Origin of the sequence: Streptomyces sp. NPDC048172, from assembly GCF_043202595.1 — a bacterium.
Lineage (GTDB): Bacteria > Actinomycetota > Actinomycetes > Streptomycetales > Streptomycetaceae > Streptomyces.
Genome location: NZ_JBIDAT010000001.1, coordinates 1,433,879 through 1,453,583 on the forward strand (window position 1 = coordinate 1,433,879; position 19,705 = coordinate 1,453,583).

The window sequence follows — 19,705 nt, forward strand, 5'->3', positions numbered from 1 at the left end:
CGTCCCACTCCCAGGCTCCTCTGTTGCTCGTTGACGGCTTCAACGTGTTGTGGCGCGGCCACTTCGGCTTCCCGGCCCCCGTCTACAGCCGCGACAAGACCCGCAACCTCACCGGCCTGTTCGCCTTCTTCGCCTTGCTGCGCGCCTCGATCCGCGATGACCTGGACGTCGGACCCGTCGAGGTGTGCGTGGTACTCGACGGCGAACACGGCAGCGCCGATCGCAAAGACGCCGACGCGGACTACAAGGCCAACCGCGAGGAGACCCCGGCCGCGTTGGAACCGCTCCAGTTCCTCGCGCCGATGAAGGAAGCCCTCGACAACTACGGCATCGTCTGGGTCGAGATCGAGAACGCCGAGGCCGACGACGTCATCGCCACCCTCACCCACCGCCACACCGACCGCCCCGTGCGGATCATGAGCGCCGACCAGGACTACTACCAACTGCTGCACGGACAGCAGGTCCGCATCATCAACCGCTCGCGCGCCGCCAGCAGGCGCATCATCACCGAAGCCGAAGTGCACCAGCGCTACGGCGTCACCCCCGCCCAGTGGCCGGACTACCGGGCGCTGACCGGAGACACCTCCGACAACATCCCCGGCGTCAAAGGCATCGGTGCCAAGACCGCCGCCCGGCTGCTCGCGGACGGCTTCACGCTGGAGGATCTGCGCGCCTCCGACCGGCTGGCCGGGGCCAAGGGCGCCACCGTCGCCCACACCTGGCCGGACGTCCTGCGCTGGCGGGAGCTGAGCCGCATGCGCCGGGACATCGCAGTGTCCTGGCAGCCCACCGGCGCTGCTAGCCCGGCACTACCCCGCCCGGCCGATGTCGTCGAGAAGCTCGGGATGTGGTGATGGCTCCCGGATCCGTCCTCGCCATCATGGCGCACCCGGACGACGCCGAATTATGGACCGGAGGCACCCTCGCCCTCCACGCCCTCCACGCCCCCGTCATCGTCGCCGTCCCCGCCCACGACGCCATGCGTGACGAGGAAGCCATTGCCGGTGCGGCCGTGCTGGGCACTCACCTGGAACTCATTCCCCGCCTCGACGACGCAATCGTGCTCTCCCTCATCGAACGCCACCGGCCCGAGGTGCTGATCACCCACCCGGTCCACGACGTTCACCCAGACCACCGCGCCACCACGCACGCCGTGCTCGCAGGACTGCCCGACGCGCACATCGCCACCGGAATGCCCCAACGGCTCTACTCCTGCGACACCTACAACTCGCTGACCATGGACGGCCCGGTCGACGCGGACGTGATCGTCGACATCACCAGCACCTACCCCCAGAAACGACGGGCTCTGGCCGAGCACGCCTCGCAGCCCATCGACGACCACTTCGGCCCGATGGCACACACCCTGAGCACCCTTTGGGGCCAGCGCACCGGAGTGGCACGCGCCGAAGCCTTCACCGCCATACCGATCCTCGGACGTCTCCCCGGCGCCACCCACCTGTAGCACCCCACGCCGAACAGACCGGGAGCTGCCATGCCGTACAAGGCCGTGATATTCGACTTCGGCGGAGTCCTCACCACCAACCTGGACGAGACCGCCCGCGTCTTCGCGCGAGAATCCGGACTCCCCGAAGACGCCTACCTCCACGCGGTCTCCGCCCACCCCACCGGACGTCACCTCAACGCCCAGCTCGAACGCGGCGAGATCAGCCAGGAAGCCTGGAACACAGGCATCGCAGCCCTGCTGGGCATCGACGGAACCGACCTCATGCGCCGGGCTCTCGCCACCCTCCACCCCGAACCAGCCCTCGTCGAGCTGGCCCGAGCCATCCGTACCGCCGGGCTCAAGACCGCCGTTCTGTCGAACAGCATGGGCATGAACCCCTTCAACCCGTACGAACCCTGGGACCTCTACGAACGGCACGATGTCGTCGTGCTCTCGGAAGAAGTACGGATGCGCAAACCGGAGCGCCAGATTTACGAAATCACGCTGGAACGCCTCGGACACCTCGGCCACGAGTGCATCTTCGTGGACGACATAGAAGCGAACTTCCACCCCGCGCGGGAACTCGGCATCACCCCCGTCCTGGCAACCGAGCCCACCCGCACCGTTCAGCAGCTTCGCCAGCTCGTGACGCCCTCCCTCGGAAGCTAGCGCCGAACCGAGCAGTGTCCGTCCAAGGAACCCCGGCAGAAAGGCCACCTCTTGACGTATCCGGAACTACGCCTTTTCTGACGGCTCTTGCGCACAAGCGATTCGTGGTGCTGCTGTTGAGCCGTCTGCTGTCTGACGCTTGGGGAAGGCTCCGCAGGGTCTCGGCCCGGGGCGTCGCGGAGTAGCCTGTTCGCCACAGTGAGTGGCGAATCTCATGGGCCGACCTCCATGGGGAGCGGGAGGGCCAGCATTGAGATCGTTTCATCCTGACTTTGCAGGTCACGGGGCTGGTGTGGGCTGGGAATGACGTGCTCACGCTGGTCAGGGGTGTGATTGTTGCGGGGAGATCGTCGGTCACTTCTGGACTTCGGCGTTGGCGAGGACGAGGAGGGCTCGCAGGAGGGTGGTCGCGTGACGGGCGTTCATACGGACCTTGGTGAGGATGCGCCAGGACTTGAGGTTGGCGAAGCCGTGTTCGACGGCGGCGCGTTCGCGGTTGAGTAGGCGGTTCGCTTCCTTCTCCGCGTCGGTGAGCTTGTGGTTCTTGGTGGCCTTGCGGCCGGTGATGATCACCGGGTCGGTCTCGGGCTGGTCGTCGAGACCGACGAACCCGAGGTCGGCCAGGGCGCCGAGACCCGCCTCGCGGAGGTGGGCGATGACCTTGTCGTGGCGGGCGGCGGTGATCTCGCTGGACCGGCCGGGCCTTGCCGAGGAGATCCAGATCAGGTTGCCCTTGACGTCGGTCAGCGCGAGGAACAGCAGGCCGTGGGCCTTGTGTTTCCCGCTGTAGTTCTTCCGGTTGTCCTTCCCGGTGCGCCGTCGGGTGCGGACCAGGGTGCCGTCCAGCAGGACGACCGCACCGCCCTTCGTGGCTATCTTCTTCAGCGCGCGGTCCAGGCGCGGGGCCCGCGCGGCGAGCAGGTTGATCACTTCGGCGACCCAGCGGCGCACGGTGGAGGCCGAGACGTCGTTGCCGCCGGCCATGTCCGCGAGCCGCTGGTCGTGACGGAGGACGGCCAGGACGACGATCGCCTGGCTCCCGGGATCGAGCTTGCGCCACCGGGTCCCGAGCCGGTTGCGGTGCCGGCGTATCAGTCCGGCGACGAGATCGATGGTTGACTTCGACAGCGGGAGCCGAACCTGATAGACAGCACGGTGAGAGCCCTCGGCGGGCTGGTTTTTCGTCACAGATTCACCAACACCCGCCGGGGGCCCTTGCGTTACGGGCAGAACCGGCCCCTCCGCCGCTGCCCCGGGAAAATCAGCGCGGCAGATAGCGACCCGCTCCGGTACGGGCCAGCCAGCCCCGGTCGGCGAGTCTGCGCAGCTGCCCCCGGACCGGCTCGACCTTCGCCGGGGTGAGCTCACGGCCCATCGCGCCGGCCACGTCCTTGGCCATCACCGGACCGCCCGCAACGGCGACAATCTCCATGATCCGCCGATAGTCCGAGGGCAGAGCCTCCACCCCCATCCCGCCCACACGGTCGGGGACCAGCCGCATCCCGGCCGCCCCCGGCGTCACCGCCACGGACTCCGGCTCCGGCTCCGGCTCCGGCTCCGGCTCCGGCTCCACGATGCCCGACGACCTCCGCCCGCCGTCCGTCGCCTCGGCCCACTCCCCGAAGACCGCCTCGGCGGCTTCCAGACGAGCCAGCCTCCCCTCGACCTCGACCAGCTCCTTACGCAGCAGCTCCGCACGTTCCTGCAGCTCAAGCCGCTGCTGCACCGTCCACGCCAGCACATCCGTCATGCCGCGGAACCTACGCGGCCAGCCGCCGAGCCCGCCCCGGAAGGCCAGACCCCACCCGTGACGGACGATCACGTGCTAACCATCTCGCCCCCGACCAGCCCGAGCCCACCAGCCACAGCTCACACCAGGCACCTGACCTACGACTTCAGGATGGCGGGACTTCATTGCCTGACGAGGTGTCTGTGCGGGAGCTGTTGGACGACCTGGTCGGCGCCGACAGCTCGGGGGAGCAGCGGGTGTGGGCGATGCGGTGCGCGCACGCGCTGGGGCTGGATGGACTGGGAGTCTCGTTGCGGTGGGGCGATGAACTGGTGTGGTTCAGCGACGAGATCAGCCTCCGGCTGGCGGACGCGCAGTTCGCCCTGGGGCAGGGGCCGGGCCTGTGGCCGGACTTCGAGACGGCGTCCTTCATAACGGTCGAGATGGACGGACCGGGCACGAGCTGGCCGCAGTTCGCCGCGGAGGCGCGGGAGCTGGGCGTACGAGTGGTGTGCGCCTGGGCGGTACGTACCGGGGCGGCCTGGATCGGGACGCTGACCGGCTACCGGAACACGCCGGGGCCACTGAGCGACCGGCAGATCACGGACGGGCTGCTGGTGGCCGATGTCATGTGTGGCCGGCTGCTCGCCTGGCACCCCGGAGCCGACGGTTCTCAGGACGGGCCTCGGACCGCCGGGGTCGTCGACCTGCACCGTGTCGAGGTCCACCAGGCCACCGGCGTCCTCAGCCACCGCCTCGACATTCCGATCGACGAGGCCCTGGCCAGACTACGGGCCCGGGCCTTCGCCGAGAGTCGGCCCATCACCGAGGTCGCCCGTGAAGTCCTCCACCGGCACCTGCCGGGCTGAACGGCACAGCCATACGCGGGCCCCGGTCGGGGGGTGCGCTTCCACATCCAGGAGACAGGACATGAGTCGGGAAGAGAAGATCGCTGAGACGTTCGTCGAACTCGCCGACACCCTCGTGGACGACTTCGACCTGATCGACTTCCTCCAGCAACTGCTCGCCCGCTGCCGTGACATCTTCACCGTCGCGGACGCTGCGGTCCTGCTGGCCTACCCTGGCCAGCGCTTCCACAGCCCCGCCCCCTGCGACCCGAGCCACGCCCTGCAGCAGGTGCTGGACCTCGCGACGCGCGAGGGGCCCGGCCGCGACGCCTACCAAACCGGCGACACCGTTGCCCCCGGCCGCCTCACAGAGGCACCCCCGGAGTGGAACGACTTCGCCACGCACGCCCGCGCGCAGGGATACACCCACGCCTGCGCGGTACCGCTGCGGCTGCGCGGCACGATCCTGGGAAGCCTGCTGCTCCTGAGTACCACCGAGGAACCGCTGCCCCCTGAAGACCTCGTCGTGGCCCGCGCCTTCGCCGCCAGCGCCACCATCGGGCTGCTCCACGCCCGTACCGTGGAGCGCTCCGAGACGGTCAACGAACAGCTTCACACGGCCCTGCACAGCCGTATTGTCATCGAACAGTCCAAAGGGCTCCTCGCCTCCCGGCACAGCAGCACCCTCGACCACGCCTTCGACACCATGCGCCAGCACGCCCGCAGCCACCAGCTCCTGCTCACTTCCGTCGCCCGCCACATCATCGACACCGGCGACCTCCCCCGAACCGCACCCCCACCCGCGACGCCGAAAGACGCACCCCCTGCATAACGGCCCCACCGCCACAAGATCGGACTCTCCTGGTGCAGCGGGGACAGTTCCGGTCAGTAGCAACCCATTTCCAAGAGCCATCAGAATCGACCTAAGCCCGTTTCCGATCAAGGACACGGAGCAACTGGATGAGCGCCGAGCCCAGGTCGGTCCGGAGCCGCATGCCGACTACTACCGCCGAATCCGCAACCGGCAGTCGCCCTGAAGCCACTACCGAACGGCACGACGTGACATCGAAGAGCTGTTCCGACTGGCCCCACCCGCTGTACGTGATCGACGTAGAGGGCAACGGCGCCAGCCCGCCAAATCTGGTCGAGGTCGCCGCAATCCCCCTCGAAGGCGGCCGAGCGCGGGCCGAGGAGGCGCGCACGTGGCTCATCAGGCCGCCGGAGCCGATCCCGGCCCGCATCACCCGTATCCACGGCATCACCAACACCATGCTCGAAGGCGCCCCCTCCTGGGAGCAGATCCGCGACGAGGTGCGCGAGCTGCTGGAGGGCGCGTGGATCGCCGCCCACAACGCGAGCGTCGAGTACAACGCGCTCACCCGGCACCTGCCCGGCTGGCAGCCCGACGGCGTCCTCGACACCCTGCGCCTGGCCAAGAACGCCGACCCCGTCCACCGCAGGTACGGGCTGGACGCGCTGCTCGACCGGACCGGCATCGACCTGAGCGGAGTGCCCGGACAACGGCACCGCGCGGCCTTCGACGCCCACGCAGCCGCCCTGCTCCTGCTTCACCTCGCCGAGCACTACCCGACCTGGGACGCCCTCACCGCCGCTGCCGTGCCACCACGCATGCCCGGCGCGTCCGCCTCCGCACCTGCGCCCACGGCGGACACGCTCTGGTGATCCGCAGCGCCGCGGTCGGAAGACATTGCACAGGCGAGACAGCGTCCTCAGCCTGGGGTCGAGGACCGTCAGCCCGCGTACGGCCAGCAATGGGGCACGGTTCTCGTTAAGACGGTGGGACCCATGCCCCATTGCTGGCCGGGGAACGCTCTTCACTAGGTTCGGGCAAGCGCACATGGTCCTCGCGTGGCCCCATGTCGAGTGCGTCGGGTGGTCTCCTGGGTCCCAACACCGTCGCAAATGCTGCGAGTTGATGCTTCAGTCCGCGCTCGGGCGGAGCGTGTCACCGGGTTCCGTGTCCCGTGATGAGGGTGTCACGGGACGGGAACGGCTATTCGAGTGCCCTTCTGTGTCACGCAGGTGATGGGCGAGCATGACGGGATCTCCTGGTCCACATCCTTCACATGGGGAGAAGCATCAATAGACGCTGAGGAAAGAGGACTTATGCACTCACGTAATGCTCTGCGGGGCAGGCTGGCCACACTGGCTCGCCTGTTGCCTCTCGGCGCCCTGCTGGCCATGCCGCTTGCGGTGGGGGGTTTACCCGGTTCCACGCAGTCGGCCGAGGCCGCGCCAGGGGACCGTACGACCGCCCAATGGAACATGCGCGGCCAGAATCAGGGCGACGGCGGCAGTCCGGAGTCACGTTGGCAGAACATGGTCCCGGAGTGGATGCGTCACACAGACGTCCTGGCCCTCCAGGAAGCGGGCAGCGCGCCACCTGAGCGTGCCGTGTGGAACGAGCACAGGTTCGTGGGCACAGGTGTCACCGAGCACACGCTGCATTTCGGCGGGCCGGACCGGCCGGACCTCTTGAACATCTACTGGGTGGAGGTCGGCCAGCAGCGCAACGGGCTGGCCATTGTCACCAGGGAGACCGCCACCGACGTCGTGCAACTCCCCGTCCACAACGGCAACAACGATGACTCCCGGCCGATCATGGGGATTCGGCTGGGCAACGACTGGTACTTCAACGGCCACGGCCGCTCGCGGGGACCGAGTAACGCCAACGACATGTACGAGACCGCCCGGCAGGAAATGCAGAGGCGTGGCGTTCCCGATGCGAACTGGCACATGAACGCTGACTTCAACACCCGCCCCTCCGACATGCCCGCCGACATGCAGAACCGCATCGTGGCCGTGCGCCAGCCCACTCACCAGGGCGGTAATGAAATCGATTTCGGCATGGAAGGGGCGCCCACCAACGTGAGCCAGCGCGTCGAGCGGCACTGGCTCAACTCCGACCACCATGGGCTGCTGTTCGACTACCAGGGATGCCGCAAACGCGATCTGTCGTGCCAGGCGCCGCTCCCGGGGCATACGTACCGCTTCTTCTCGAAGCACGAGAGCGGCTCGGTCATCTCCCGTATCAGGGACGGCGAACCGGCGCTCCTGCCCTACCGGCACGGCCGTGACAAGAGCAACCCCTACTACACGGTGCAGGTGCGCTTCAGCTCCGATCCGGGCGAGTACCTGCTCGCCTACGGTGAAAGCTCCGACACCTGCATCGCGCGGAACGGCAACGACACCGTCGCCACGCGCTGCGACCCCGGCGACGAGGAACAGCACTGGAAGCTGAACGGCGACAGGCAGATCCAGAACCCGGACCACACCGGCTATCTCCAGCCCGGCGCCAACGGCCTCATCGTGCGCGGCTACCGCTACGACTGGGAGCACAAGGGGCTGGACTACGTACCGCCGCACGACGAGCTGAAGCGGGACCAGGCCGAGCACGAGCAGCAGGACAGGGACGACCGTGAGAAGCAGGAGCAGGCCGAGCACGGGCAGGACGACAAGGAGCGGGACTCGAGCCGCGTCGGTACGGGCGCAGGGGACCCCGACCGGACCGGGGCATCGACGCGGGATCAGGCGAACGAGATCAGCGTCGACGCGGGAGAGACCCGCTAGGGAGTGAGCGTGCGGCCCGGGGCGCGGAGGCGGGGGCGCGTCCCGGGCGTTCTCTATGCGTCCCGGCTCCCGGTGGCTTTCCCCGCACAGGAGGTGCGCCCAACTGCGGCACCGATCGGGTAAGGGGCGGCTGATCAGCATTGAGGTGGATCGGAGTACGAAGGAGTGGACCCTCGAATAGCTCGTCCAGGCCGCCGAACTTGGTCACCTGGCGCTATGGCTTCGGTGGAGCCTCACCCCTGTCGCTTAACCGATCCCACCCACGGTCCGACTCATCCGGGCTCAGGCGCTCATGCGCACCACGCTCACGCGGGCGAAGGCCCACTCGCTCTGGCCGGACAACTGCGGTTGGCGGGGTGGTTCGCGCCCGGCGGCGCCATAGGTGCTGAGGCGGACCGACAACGGACTTCTACCGGCCCCCGCGTCCGGGTCACGGGGCCCGCTTCAGGAAGCCTCGGCGCTGTCGAAACTCGCGAGCATTCCGGTCGGCGCGCGACCGCCTACCGCCTCCCGAGCCGGTGTCGAAGTGCTGCCCGTTCTTGTGAACGGAGCCACGTGATGTCGGTCAGCCGACCAATCAGCGCAGCAAGGTGAAGACGATGGCTGAGATGGCGCCGAGCGCGGTTCCGCACACGAGCTGGACCATGGTGTGAGCCTTGAGGAGCCGTCGGGACCAGCCGATGAGGAAGACGATCAGCGCGGTGGGCAGGGCGGGGAGGCCGAAGACCAGCAGCAGGATCATCACGGAGCCGCCGGCAACCGCGTTGTGGGCGGAGATCTGCCACCACACGGTCACGAGCAGGACCGAGGCGAGGCCGACGAGCATGGCGACGACGAGCGCGGACACGTCCTTCGGCGCGTCGAGCACGTACAGCAGCACGATGCCGACGACGACGGAGACGAGGCTCGCCGCGAGCGGGACGATGCGCTGCTTGCGGACACGCACGTGCTTGTCGGTGAGGCTGCCGCGTCGTACGCCGAGCTGGACGATGGTGATCGGGATGATGCCGCAGAACAGCGCGGCGAACAGGCCCCAGCCGACGCCGGTGAAGCTGTGGGTGCTGTGCCAGCCGATGACGAGCAGGAGCACGATCACGAGGTTGGCGGGCGCCAGGATGTCCGTGACGAGCTTGGCGGCCTTCATCTTCGGCGTGGCCTCGGCGTAGGAAGGCGGGGTGGGGGGCGTGAACGTGCTCATTGCTGTGTCTCCAGCGTGGGGGCGGAAGGACGGTGCTCGGTCGCGTCGATGAACGAGCGGGTGAGATTGGAGAAGTAGGCGTCGGACAGTTGGGTCAGGGCACGAATCTCGCTGGTCAGATTGGATCCGCCGCCGGAGGGTTCGTGGGGTCGGGGAGTGGACGCGTCCCCCCGAAGGCGGGCTCGGCGTGCTGCTGCCAGTCGGCAGGCTTCAGCCGCGGTTTCGGCCTGGGTGCCGATCAGGCCGTCGGCCGCAACGTGCTCGTGGGCGCGCAGCTCGACATCGGTCGTCACATGGTCGTTGAGGGTGAGCGCCGCGTCGCGGATCTCCACGGTGCGGCGGTAGAGCCGGTCCTGGACGTGCCGGACGTCGAGCAGCTCGGCGATGCGCCTACGAGGAGGGTCGAGCCGCACGGAGGGCACCGCCTCCGTCAGCTCGCGCCACAGCGCACGAAGACGGTGTAGTCCGCGCCGCTCGCCCTGCCATGAGCGCAGCTTGCCCAGGACGGGGAGCGTGCTCCCGGTGACGACCAGGAAGAGCGTCGTCAGCAAGAGGTAGCTCGTCACCTGGTCGTCGAGGTTGCCGGGTAGAACTCCGTTCCCCTCGAATCGGGTGACCAGCGCGATGATGCGTACCAGGGCGTAGACGACTCCGATGCCGAGGCCAATCCCGATGAGGCGAAGTCCCCAGCCCAGAGCCCCGTTTCCCTTATCCCGGCCCCATCGCCAGGAGACGCGAACGCCGTTGCAGAGGGAGAGGCTGAGGAACCCGAGAAAGATCACTGTGTAGAGCAGGAGTGCCAGCCGTGCTCCGAAGTCCTGGTAGATCGCGAGAGTTTCGTATGGCTGGAGCTTCGCGAAGAACAGGGCGGACATGCAGATTGCCGTCACGATAGGGAGGGCTATGCGCAGCCTCTTCGTCGTGACCCTGGTGTCCCGATTCCCGGAGACGTCCTTCAGGAACGCCAGCAAGGCGGCCGAGCCAAGAACTCCACCGAAGAGATGCTTCAACAGGTATGAGAGGTCCGCAACTCCAAGCATCTCATCGAGCATTCGCCCGACAGGCAATCGAAGCGTCATCATCACGGTCAAGCCGAAGAACGCCCACCAAAGGGCCCTGCTCTGCCCCGGACGCCAATCCTTGGTTCCACGCCAAATCGTGGTGACCCACAGCAGTGCCGTGATAAAAAATTCAATCAATTGCATGGGTCACTCGTAACGAAGAGCGTTGTCGATGCGGTCAAGCTCAGGCGCACGCCTTTTAGGCGGGTATTTGAGTACGGATCGGCCGGCAATCCGTGTAGCGAGCTGCTCGGCTTCACGCTCCTGTGGGGTGCTGAAGTTGGCTCTGCCCAGCACGTTCCGGACCGTGCTCGGGTCGATGCCCGTGAACAGGGCGCCGAGGTTGGCGACGGGATCCACCCCGTTGGAGGTGGTGTGCCCGAGGAGGATGTGGCTGATCTCGTGCAGCACGATGTGATCACGGTGGAGCGGGGAAGTCGATGCTTCGTAGAACACGTAGTCAGCGCTATCGAGTTCCACCCACAAGCCGCACAGTTCGTCCTCCTGGCCGTTTACTCCCTCGACTGCCTCCACGACGAGGGGGCGCTTGCGGTGCTTGGAGACGGCATTGCAGAACCTGCCGAGGTTGAACGGGGCGGGTATCTCGATCCCGAATAGTGGATCTTGGAGGTCTCGCGCGTTCTGGTGAGACGCTCGGACCTGGAGTCGTCGTCGAAGACGCAACGGAACTCCCGGGTGATGCTTCAGGGCGGAACAGGTTCGGGGTCTGCTCATTTGCAGGTGCCCGAATCCTAGAAGGATTCCGCCTGAAAGTAAGTCGCGGGTTCCGGTCCCTGTGATTCTTCTATCGCCAGCGAGTCACGGCCCGTCAGATCGACGTTGCGCAGCGTTCTGCGGTAATCGGACATCCGGTAACAACTGGATGAACTGACTTTGACGCGATCTTGGGATCTATATGGTTCCGTAATCCGGCGTACCGCCTGTGGCATGGGCCACGTTTACTCGTCGGTCTTCTCGCCGCGGTTCAACCCTTCGAGGTCCCGGGCTCGCTCGATGAATCCCTTGATCGTTTCCAGGGTCTCCGTGGAGAGCCCGCTGGCGCGCATGGCGACCGAGCGAACCTGCTGATCGCGCATCGTCGCGAGCATCGACAGCTCGGCGGTGATGCGCTCGGACTCCTCCTCGTCGAAGAAGTACGACGGCGACACCCCAAAGAAGCCAGCGAGGGCTTCCAGGTGCCGCATGGTCGGGTTGTCCCGCTTGCCCGTTCTGAGCTGCCAGATGTAGCTGGAGGACATCACCGGGCCGCCCTGGTCGCGGATGCCGGCCTCGACCTCCTTGTACGAGTACGGGCCACGCCCCTTGGGGTGGATCGTCTCGAAGAGGCGGTCGATCTTGTCTGCGAGGGAGTCCCCCGGCTCTGGAGGGCCGTCGCCCATGGCAGTGCCTCTCTCCTCGGTGCGGTCCGAATCTGCTGGTCGGCGTCGCGTCATCGACTGGTGAAAACGATACACGTCTAGCGCGGGTTCGATCATCTTCACCAGTTGACATGCTCCGTCCTCATCAGCCTATGGTCGTTCCATCGCCATCAACTGATGCGAATACGGGACGGAAATGCCTGGTCAGTGAGCTAAGGGAGGGCGTGTAGACCGACGACCGAGCTGAGACGCCGGTCGCGGGGAGCGGTGAATCGGTGTCCGGGGCGGTCACCCCGGACACCGCGTCCGCGCCCTTCGACGAGGCACGGATCCATAACTGGGACGGACCGGCCGGCCTTTTCGACGAGAACCGCCGGGCCCACCCCACCTACGAGTGAGGGATTCTCGCATGCCCCCATCGCCGCGCGAAACATCGACGGACGCTGCCCCGGGCGCCGCTTCTGCCGATCGCCGCCGACGCTTGGCCCATCTCCTCGCGGACATGGTGCCGGGCGCGACCATCATCCGCGTCACCCAGCGTGCGCCTGGGCTGTCCTGGCCGAGCGCCCATGCCCGCGCGTACGACCACGAAGGCAACGGCCTGCCCATGACCCGGGCGCAGCGGGTCTCCGCCGCCCGCTGGGTGATCCGTACCTACCAGGGCGTGGACTGGACCGAACCCCACGACCTCGACCTTCCCTCGGGAACTCTGCGGCCTCTGGTCCAGTACGCCCACGGCACGGGGGGTGAGTGATCATGGCGCGGATTCGCACCATCAAGCCGGAGGCGTTCACCTCCGAGACGCTCGCCGAAGTCTCGCTGACCGCCGAGCGCACGTTCTTCGGGCTGCTTACCCAGGCCGACGACCACGGTCGCTTCCGGGACCAGCCTGCCGTGCTCACCGGGCTGCTGTGGTCGCTACGGCCCGAGCACGGCCCGGTCGGCGTCGAGGACGATCTGAACCAGCTCGCTGCGGCCGGTCTGATCTGCCGCTACGGAGGTGAGGACGGTAAGAGGTACCTGCACATCATCACCTGGCACAAGCACCAGAAGATCAACCGCCGAGGCGGGGTCCGCCACCCGGCCTGCCCGCAGCACGATGTCGATACCCCCGGCGCCGGGGATGCACCGCAGGCTCAGGACACCGTGCCTGAGCCCTCAGCGCAGGCTCACGGAGTGCGCAGTGAGGACTCCGACGTCCCGCATGAGCCCTCACCGGATCATGAAGCAGCAGGTCATAAGGCATTCCGTGAGCCCTCACTGCATACTCACGACGCAACCAGTGCACCAGCAGCGAATACTCACGGTCCGGATCTAGGACCTAGGAACGTGGATCTAGGATCTCCCCCTTCGGGGGGCGCTGCCGCGCCCGCACCGGAGTCCGTCTCGACGCAGCAGCTCATCGCCGAGTACGCCGCCTCCTGCGCCCACCGCCCGCCGAACGACGTGCTCGGCCACCTCGGACGCGAAGTCGCCAAGCTGCTCGCCGAGGGCATCGCCCCCGGGCACATCCGCGCTGGAATGGCCCGGCACCGGGCCAAGGGCCTGCATCCGAGCACCTTGCCGAGCCTGGTCCACGAGGCGATGAACGCAACCGGCCCGACCGGCGGCTTGGTGCGGCCGGAATCCGCGAATACCGTGCGCGGTCACCGGGCCTGGGCCAACCCCGCCGACCCTGCCGCTGCCTACGCCGAGGAGTTGTGATGCGCGACGTCGACGCCCAGCCCGTCGGCGGCATCGCGCGGCGCCTAGCGGGGATCCTCAAGTCCCGGGGCATCGACCCGGACGCCCCGGTCGCCGACGGGGCCGAGCCCAGCGCAGCGCTGGAGGCCGCCCAGGCCCGTATCCCGGCCCGCTACCAGGACGCCGTGGCCGACCACCCCGCCGTCGCCGCCTGGGTACGCGAGATCGCCGCTGCCGGTCGGCGGGGCCCGGAGGGGGCACCGGGGATCGCCCGGGGGCGGTCGCTGCTGATTGTCGGCACGACCGGCACTGGCAAGACCCACCAGGCGTACGGCGCGGTCCGCTCGTTGCTCGCCGTCGGAGTACGGCTGCGGTGGAAGGCGACGACCGCCGCCGACCTGTACGCCGAACTGCGGCCCCGGCCCGGCAGCGACGGCGAGCGTGAACTCCAGGACCTGGCCCGCTGCCCGCTGCTGATCGTCGACGACCTCGGCGCCGCGAAGGCGTCGGAGTGGACCGAGGAGATCACGATGCGGCTGATCAACCGCCGCTACAACGAGATGCTCCCGACTCTGGTCACCACCAACCTCGGCATGGCCGACCTGCGCGCGCACATCGGCGACCGCGTCGCCTCCCGGCTGACCGAGATGACCGACAAGGTCATCCTTGACGGCCCCGACCGCAGACGCGCCCTGGCCGCCTCGCTCCGCGTCGCCACCGCCTGAACCGGCAGCCAGCCCGTCACCCCTTCACGCACAATCCCCTGGGCCCGCGCCTGCCCGAACGCGCCCCGGGGGCCGATCGGAGACACCTTCATGCACCACACGGAGTCCGCCGAGCCGCGCATCCTCGGCGACCACACCTGGCACAACCACGCCGCCTGCCGCTCTACCCCCGCCCACCCGGTCGACGTGGAGATCTTCTTCCCGGAGCCGGAGGAGATGGACCGCATCCGCGCCGCCAAAGCCCTGTGCGCCCAGTGCCTGGTCCGCCGGACCTGCCTGGATGCCGCCTTGGAGAACGTCGACCGGTTCGGTATCCGGGGCGGGATGACCGAGGAGGAGCGCGAACCGCTGCACGAGAACCTCCCCAGCCGCCTCGACTACGGCCGCGTCAACACCGTGCTGGCCGGGCGCGACATCCACCTCACCACCGCCGAACGCCGCTCGGCGACCCGCGCCGCCTTCCAGGCCGGCATCCCGGCCGACCGCCTCGCCTGGCTGCTGAAGATCACCCAGGAGCACGCTGAGAAGCTCTACCGTCAGGTGCGCCGGGAGACCCGCAACCGCGCGGTCGACGAGCACCAGAACAACGACACCTCGTGGAGCGCCCCGGCCCCGGGCCGCGACGAGCTGGGGACGGCCGCGTGACCTACACCGACGCGATACCGGTGCGCATCACCGGCTGGGACCGCGCCGCCATCGTCTCCCTCGGTGCCGCCGGATGCGCCCTTTCGTACGACGCGCTCCAGCAGATGGCTGTCGCCATCCACATCCGCGGTCTGCTGACCTACCTCTTCCCCCTCGTGATCGACGGCTTCATCGGCTACGGGGTCCGCGCGGTGCTCGTCATGCGCAGCGCCTCCCTCGGCGCCCGCTGCTACGTATGGGCCCTGTTCGGCACCGCCACGGCCGCGTCGATCTGGGCCAACGCCCTCCATGCTGTCCGTCTCAACGACCAACCCGGCGGCGGGGGTCTCCGGCTCGGCGACGTGACGGTCGGCGTGCTGTCCACGCTCGCCCCGCTCGCCCTGGCCGGAGCTGTCCACCTCTACATCCTCATCGCCCGCCGCGCCGCCACCGAGGCCGGTCACCCGGTCACCGCAGGCGCTGCGGACACCGCTGTCCGCGCCGAGCGGATCTCGGCGGACGCCCCGGACACTCCGGCCGGTCACCGTTCCCGAGCGGTCGCGGGAGAGCAGCTTTCGGCGCTGTCCGCCGGTGCCACCGGTCACCCGGCGGACACCCTCCGCCCGGACAACCCGAGTGGCGAGCCGGTCACGGAGCCCGAGGCCGTCCTGGAGCGCCAGGACGAGGACACCGCAGTCTCGGACAACGATCCGGATGCCAGACCCGGACACGGTGAACGGGCCCGTCCCCGGGAGCGGAACGCCTCCGTATCGGATGCGCCGTCGAAGGCCCCGTCCTCCAGCACGGGCACGGAGAACCGACCCAAGGCCGGTGACGCCGACGAGCTGCTCGCTCTGGCCCGCCGGGCGGTCACCGACGCGGGGAAGCTGACCCGCAAGGTCGTCGCGGACGCCGTCCGGGGAGAGGGCCTCTCGCTGTCCAACGACCGGCTGACCGAGCTGATGCAGCAGCTCCGCGCCGAGGCGGACAACCACACCCTCCGCTCCACCGGGTGACCGCCGAACCGCCGGGCGGACACCCCTTCTCTCCGGTCACCCGGTCACTCCGGACACAGGATCCGGGGGTTGTCCGCCCGGCCCCGGTCACCGAACTCGCCCACGCCAACTGTCCTCCGCGAAGGAGAACCTCTCGTGCGCACCACCCCACCGACCATCGACGAGATTGACGTGTGGCTCGCCGTCCTACGCGGTCACGGTCACCTGCACCGTGCCGAACCGGGCCCCGACCGCTCCTGGACGGTGCAGCGGACGCAGTCGAGCACGCCCCGCACCCTGCACCACCCCGTTCTCGCGCTCGACTACATCGCCGAGATCCTGCGCGACGTCCGGCTCGAAGCCGCAGACGGCATCCGATGACCGCCCCGGAACACCCGGCTGCCCCCGACGAGGAGCACTCGTTCGACCGCCCGGCACGAGGCCGAGCAAGCTATACCTTGCGAAACTCCCTCGCCGGACAAGCCGACGAGGGAGTTTCGCAAGGGCATGCCCCTGCCCCAGGAGGGGCGGGGGAGGTCCGGCACCAGGGGGCGCCGGACCACGAGGCTGCGACCGAGGGCGGATCGCAGCCGGAGGAGGGGGAGACGCCGCACGCCGTCGTCGAGACGCGCATGCGCCCGCGCCTTCGCCACGCCCAGTACCGCGACCGCGTCCGCAGCGTCCGCCTGACCGCCGACGAACTCGCCGACGTCCAACAGGCCGCCGCCACCATGGGCATGCGGGTGGCCGGGTTCCTCGCCGACGCCGCGGTCGCCGTCGCCCGCGCCCAAGACGGCCCCCAGAGCTGGCTGATGAACCAGCGCGCCCTCGTCGAAGAGCTGATGCGTGCCTCCGCCCAGCTCGCCCGCGTCGGCAACAACCTCAACCAGGTGGCCAAGGCCCTCAACTCCGGTGCCGAGGCCCCGTACGCGGACGACACGCTCGCCCGCGTACTGCGCGCCGCCGCCCGCGTCGAGGCCGCCGCGACCGAGATCGCGAGGCGCTGACCGTCATGGTGCCCGACATCTCCCTCGGCGGGCGGACGTACGGCCTGCTCGCCTACCTCTACGGCCCCGGCCGCCGCGACGAACACCTCGACCCACACCAGGTCGCCGCCTGGCGACCGGAACTGACCCCCGATCCCGGCCGCGATCCGGCCGCCACGCTCAAGCAACTGCAAGAGCGGCTCGACCTCCCCGTCCAGGCCGTACCGGAGCACCGCCGCCCGGCCCGGCACGTGTGGCACTGCCCCGTCCGCGCCGACGCCGACGACCGACACCTGTCCGACGCCGAGTGGGCTGAAGTCGCCCGCCGCGTCGTGCACGCCACCGGCATCGCCGAAGAAGGCGACGAGCACGCGTGCCGCTGGATCGCCGTGCGCCACGCCGACGACCACATCCACATCGTCGCCACCCTCAAGCGCCAGGACGGCCGCGCCCCCCGCCGCCACGACGACTACAACCGCGCCCAGGCCGCATGCCGCCAGATCGAGAAGGACTTCGACCTCCGTCGGCTCAACCCTGGTGACGGTACCGCCGCCAAGCGCCCCACCAGCGCCGAGCGCGCCAAGGCCGAACGCGCGGGCCGCACCGCCACCGCCCGCGAACTCCTGCGCGACCACGTCCGCCAGGCCGTTGCCGGAGCCGCGGACGAAGCCGAGTTCTTCCGCCGCCTCACCGACGCCGGAGTGCGCGTCGATCGGCGCCTCGCGCCCTCCGGCGACGTGCTCGGCTACAAGGTCGCCCTGCCCGGCGACCGCAACCGCGACGGGACGCCGATCTGGTTCCCCGGCTCCCGCCTCGCCCCCGACCTCTCCCTCCCCAAGATCCGCCAACGCCTCGGCCACCCGGAAGGAGCCGACGAGCCACACTCCGAAACCCGCCCCCACCAGCGGGCGGCTCCGGCACGTGCTCGACGCGAGGCCGCCAGCATCGTGGAGCGCACCACCACGGCCTACAACGGCGGTGACGAAGCAGAGGCCGCCGCACAGCTCTCCGGGCTCGGCGAAGTCCTCGACGCCCTCGCCCACACCTCGCCCGCCTCCACCCGGCAGCAGGTGACCGAAGCCGCCCGCGCCTTCGAACGCGCCACCCGCTGGCACACCCGCGCCGAACGCGCCGAGGGCCGCGCTGTCCGCGACGCCGCGCGCGGCATCATCCAGGCCGGCAACGCCCTGGGACGCGGCGAAGACGGCGGCGCGACCGCCATGCTTTTGTCCACGCTGGTCCTGGCCACCATCGCCGCCGCCCGCTGGCACACCGCCCGCCGACACCACCAGCAGGCCGCAGCCGCACGGCAAGCCGCTGACCAGCTCCGAGCCGCCTACCGCACGGCCGCGACCGCGCCCCTGCGCGCGATGCGGGCACAAGGCCGCCGCCTTCCCGAGCACGTACGGAACCGTCACCTCGGCGCCGTCGAAGCCGCTCTTCCCGGCCGCACCGGCACCCTTCGCCGCGAATACGGCTGGGACGCCCTGGTCGCCACCCTCGACCAGGCCGAACGCGCCGGACACGACCCCGAAACCCTGCTCCAGCAGGCCGTCGCCTGGCGCGAGCTGAACACCGCCGACCGCGTCACCGACGTCCTGGTCTGGCGCCTGCGGCGCCTCGGCCAACTCCCCGCGGACGCACCACAGCGCCCCGCCGCCCCCCGTTCCCCCGCGCAACAGCCCTGGCAGGAGCAGACACACGTCGCCGGGCCGACACACAACCCCGCCCCGCCCGAACACCGGCACCGGCGCTGAAGCCGCCACCCAAGGTGTGGACGACACCGCCCCGAGCCTGTTAGGGCTGGTCAAAGGAACACAAGGAGTCGATGCACATGCCCACCGAAGAACTCCAGAAGTCCAGAACGCTCACGCCGGAGAAGACACTCGCCGACGACCCGCTCCTGCGCCTCCAGGACGCGAGCGAACCGGACGACTCCACCCGGATACAGACCACCACGCACCCAGACCGGATCACCATCACCGGGATCACCGTGATGTGCGCGAAGTGCGCCGCCCGCCGCGAATGGCTGGTCATCTGCGACCGCCAAAACCAGATCTTCCTGCGCTGCCGCTGTGCCCATGAATGGCACGAGCCCGAGCTGACCCGGGCCGAGTTCGACGCCATGGCGGGCGAGGGCGGCCAGAAGTACCCGAGCCTGGAAGCCGTCGTACGGGACACCGGCTACGACGGCACACTCGCCGGCACCTACCTTCCCGAGGGCTTTGCCCCTGGAACGTGGGGCTGACCGGCCCGGGACTCGTGCCGTCGTCCAGAGCGCGTAGACCGTTGGCATATTCGCCAACTGCTGTCATACGTTGCACGTATGGCTGACGCAGGAGACCACGACATACGCAGCCGCACCGAGAACACCACACGTTACCGGTCGCGCAACACCAACTACATCGGCGACGGAGCACAGATCTCGACCGCGATCCAGATCGCCGGGAGCCACTACGGAGGACTCGACCTCCGAGATCTCCCGAACTCCCGGACGTCCCAGACCACTCCTTCGCCCGAGCCCCAGACGAAGCCTGTGAGCGACGCGACCGTGCAGCAGGTGGTGGACCTGCTGTGGCACCTGGCCCGTGTGGATCCGAAGAAGCGCGCGGAGGCGATGGCGGCCATCGACGCCCTGGAAGCGGGGACCAAGGCTGCCTGACGCCGAAGCGGGGCCGTATCGATCGTGGAACGGCCCAAGCTTTGTTGTCAGGAGCCGAATTTCAGCGGACGTACTGGAGGCGCCTGGGCTCTCTTCGAAGTCCGTGGGGGA

At 68.9% G+C, this 19,705-nt stretch carries 23 protein-coding genes; 17 read left to right on the top strand and 6 right to left on the bottom strand.

What is annotated here, in order from left to right:
* The first annotated feature begins 23 nt into the window (after nt 1–23).
* Genes ACGF3A_RS06630 through ACGF3A_RS06640 form a run of 3 tightly spaced genes read left to right on the top strand, consistent with a single transcriptional unit; the run spans nt 24 to nt 2,113 of the window.
* On the top strand, nt 24–854 hold the full coding sequence (locus tag ACGF3A_RS06630) for a 5'-3' exonuclease H3TH domain-containing protein (RefSeq protein ID WP_393726406.1): 831 nt from the start codon (nt 24–26) through the stop codon (nt 852–854).
* The gene (locus ACGF3A_RS06635; protein ID WP_393726408.1) at nt 854–1,462 is read left to right on the top strand and encodes a PIG-L deacetylase family protein; all 609 of its coding nucleotides are present in this window, start codon (nt 854–856) and stop codon (nt 1,460–1,462) included. Before ACGF3A_RS06630 ends, ACGF3A_RS06635 begins: the two co-directional genes overlap by 1 nt.
* Nucleotides 1,463–1,492: 30 nt before the next feature.
* Complete coding sequence (locus ACGF3A_RS06640) at nt 1,493–2,113, top strand: HAD family hydrolase (protein WP_393726409.1); 621 nt, start codon at nt 1,493–1,495, stop codon at nt 2,111–2,113.
* A gap of 354 nt (nt 2,114–2,467) precedes the next feature.
* On the opposite strand, the gene ACGF3A_RS06645 is transcribed toward ACGF3A_RS06640, so the two are convergent.
* Together ACGF3A_RS06645 and ACGF3A_RS06650 are read right to left on the bottom strand one after the other, a co-directional pair.
* Nucleotides 2,468–3,301, bottom strand: a complete 834-nt coding sequence (locus ACGF3A_RS06645) for a transposase family protein (RefSeq protein WP_393726411.1) — start codon at nt 3,299–3,301, stop codon at nt 2,468–2,470.
* A 73-nt stretch (nt 3,302–3,374) separates the two neighbouring features.
* The gene (locus ACGF3A_RS06650; protein ID WP_393726413.1) at nt 3,375–3,863 is read right to left on the bottom strand and encodes a hypothetical protein; all 489 of its coding nucleotides are present in this window, start codon (nt 3,861–3,863) and stop codon (nt 3,375–3,377) included.
* 182 nt (nt 3,864–4,045) lie between these two features.
* Here ACGF3A_RS06650 and ACGF3A_RS06655 point away from each other — a divergent pair, with 182 nt between their 5' ends.
* The 4 genes from ACGF3A_RS06655 (at nt 4,046) to ACGF3A_RS06670 (ending at nt 8,281) form a co-directional block, all read left to right on the top strand.
* On the top strand, nt 4,046–4,711 hold the full coding sequence (locus ACGF3A_RS06655) for an ANTAR domain-containing protein (protein WP_393726414.1): 666 nt from the start codon (nt 4,046–4,048) through the stop codon (nt 4,709–4,711).
* Nucleotides 4,712–4,772: 61 nt separating this feature from the next.
* Nucleotides 4,773–5,522, top strand: coding sequence for an ANTAR domain-containing protein (locus ACGF3A_RS06660; protein ID WP_393726416.1), 750 nt, complete (start codon nt 4,773–4,775; stop codon nt 5,520–5,522).
* Nucleotides 5,523–5,791: 269 nt separating this feature from the next.
* The gene (locus ACGF3A_RS06665; protein ID WP_393726418.1) at nt 5,792–6,373 is read left to right on the top strand and encodes an exonuclease domain-containing protein; all 582 of its coding nucleotides are present in this window, start codon (nt 5,792–5,794) and stop codon (nt 6,371–6,373) included.
* Nucleotides 6,374–6,817: 444 nt separating this feature from the next.
* A complete protein-coding gene (locus ACGF3A_RS06670) occupies nt 6,818–8,281 on the top strand; it encodes an endonuclease/exonuclease/phosphatase family protein (protein WP_393726420.1) in 1,464 nt (487 codons plus the stop codon).
* Nucleotides 8,282–8,858: 577 nt separating this feature from the next.
* Here ACGF3A_RS06670 and ACGF3A_RS06675 read toward each other — a convergent pair.
* The 4 genes from ACGF3A_RS06675 to ACGF3A_RS06690 all read right to left on the bottom strand — a co-directional run bounded on the left by ACGF3A_RS06675 (nt 8,859) and on the right by ACGF3A_RS06690 (nt 12,036).
* Nucleotides 8,859–9,479: a hypothetical protein gene (locus ACGF3A_RS06675; RefSeq protein WP_393726422.1), complete on the bottom strand. Its 621-nt coding sequence runs from the start codon at nt 9,477–9,479 to the stop codon at nt 8,859–8,861.
* Nucleotides 9,476–10,684 (bottom strand): MAB_1171c family putative transporter, encoded by a 1,209-nt coding sequence (locus ACGF3A_RS06680; protein ID WP_393726424.1) that lies wholly within the window; start codon nt 10,682–10,684, stop codon nt 9,476–9,478. The genes ACGF3A_RS06675 and ACGF3A_RS06680 overlap by 4 nt, the downstream gene beginning before the upstream one ends.
* A 3-nt stretch (nt 10,685–10,687) precedes the next feature.
* Nucleotides 10,688–11,074: a hypothetical protein gene (locus ACGF3A_RS06685; protein ID WP_393726426.1), complete on the bottom strand. Its 387-nt coding sequence runs from the start codon at nt 11,072–11,074 to the stop codon at nt 10,688–10,690.
* Nucleotides 11,075–11,499: 425 nt separating this feature from the next.
* Nucleotides 11,500–12,036 (bottom strand): helix-turn-helix domain-containing protein, encoded by a 537-nt coding sequence (locus ACGF3A_RS06690; RefSeq protein ID WP_393727187.1) that lies wholly within the window; start codon nt 12,034–12,036, stop codon nt 11,500–11,502.
* A 364-nt stretch (nt 12,037–12,400) separates the two neighbouring features.
* Between ACGF3A_RS06690 and ACGF3A_RS06695 the strand changes: the two genes are divergently transcribed.
* The 10 genes from ACGF3A_RS06695 (at nt 12,401) to ACGF3A_RS06740 (ending at nt 19,594) form a co-directional block, all read left to right on the top strand.
* Complete coding sequence (locus ACGF3A_RS06695) at nt 12,401–12,673, top strand: hypothetical protein (RefSeq protein WP_393726428.1); 273 nt, start codon at nt 12,401–12,403, stop codon at nt 12,671–12,673.
* A gap of 2 nt (nt 12,674–12,675) precedes the next feature.
* Nucleotides 12,676–13,623, top strand: a complete 948-nt coding sequence (locus ACGF3A_RS06700; protein ID WP_393726430.1) for a hypothetical protein — start codon at nt 12,676–12,678, stop codon at nt 13,621–13,623.
* On the top strand, nt 13,623–14,327 hold the full coding sequence (locus ACGF3A_RS06705; protein WP_393726432.1) for an ATP-binding protein: 705 nt from the start codon (nt 13,623–13,625) through the stop codon (nt 14,325–14,327). Before ACGF3A_RS06700 ends, ACGF3A_RS06705 begins: the two co-directional genes overlap by 1 nt.
* Nucleotides 14,328–14,417: 90 nt before the next feature.
* Nucleotides 14,418–14,972, top strand: a complete 555-nt coding sequence (locus tag ACGF3A_RS06710) for a WhiB family transcriptional regulator (protein WP_393726434.1) — start codon at nt 14,418–14,420, stop codon at nt 14,970–14,972.
* On the top strand, nt 14,969–15,967 hold the full coding sequence (locus tag ACGF3A_RS06715) for a DUF2637 domain-containing protein (protein ID WP_393726436.1): 999 nt from the start codon (nt 14,969–14,971) through the stop codon (nt 15,965–15,967). The genes ACGF3A_RS06710 and ACGF3A_RS06715 overlap by 4 nt, the downstream gene beginning before the upstream one ends.
* 135 nt (nt 15,968–16,102) lie before the next feature.
* The gene (locus ACGF3A_RS06720; RefSeq protein WP_393726438.1) at nt 16,103–16,327 is read left to right on the top strand and encodes a hypothetical protein; all 225 of its coding nucleotides are present in this window, start codon (nt 16,103–16,105) and stop codon (nt 16,325–16,327) included.
* A 251-nt stretch (nt 16,328–16,578) separates the two neighbouring features.
* On the top strand, nt 16,579–16,953 hold the full coding sequence (locus tag ACGF3A_RS06725) for a plasmid mobilization protein (protein WP_393726440.1): 375 nt from the start codon (nt 16,579–16,581) through the stop codon (nt 16,951–16,953).
* Nucleotides 16,954–16,958: 5 nt separating this feature from the next.
* Nucleotides 16,959–18,689 (top strand): relaxase/mobilization nuclease domain-containing protein, encoded by a 1,731-nt coding sequence (locus ACGF3A_RS06730; protein WP_393726442.1) that lies wholly within the window; start codon nt 16,959–16,961, stop codon nt 18,687–18,689.
* 77 nt (nt 18,690–18,766) lie between these two features.
* A complete protein-coding gene (locus ACGF3A_RS06735) occupies nt 18,767–19,180 on the top strand; it encodes a hypothetical protein (RefSeq protein ID WP_393726444.1) in 414 nt (137 codons plus the stop codon).
* Nucleotides 19,181–19,258: 78 nt separating this feature from the next.
* Entirely contained in the window at nt 19,259–19,594 is a 336-nt protein-coding gene (locus ACGF3A_RS06740) for a hypothetical protein (protein ID WP_393726446.1), read from the top strand.
* The last annotated feature ends 111 nt before the right edge of the window (nt 19,595–19,705 follow it).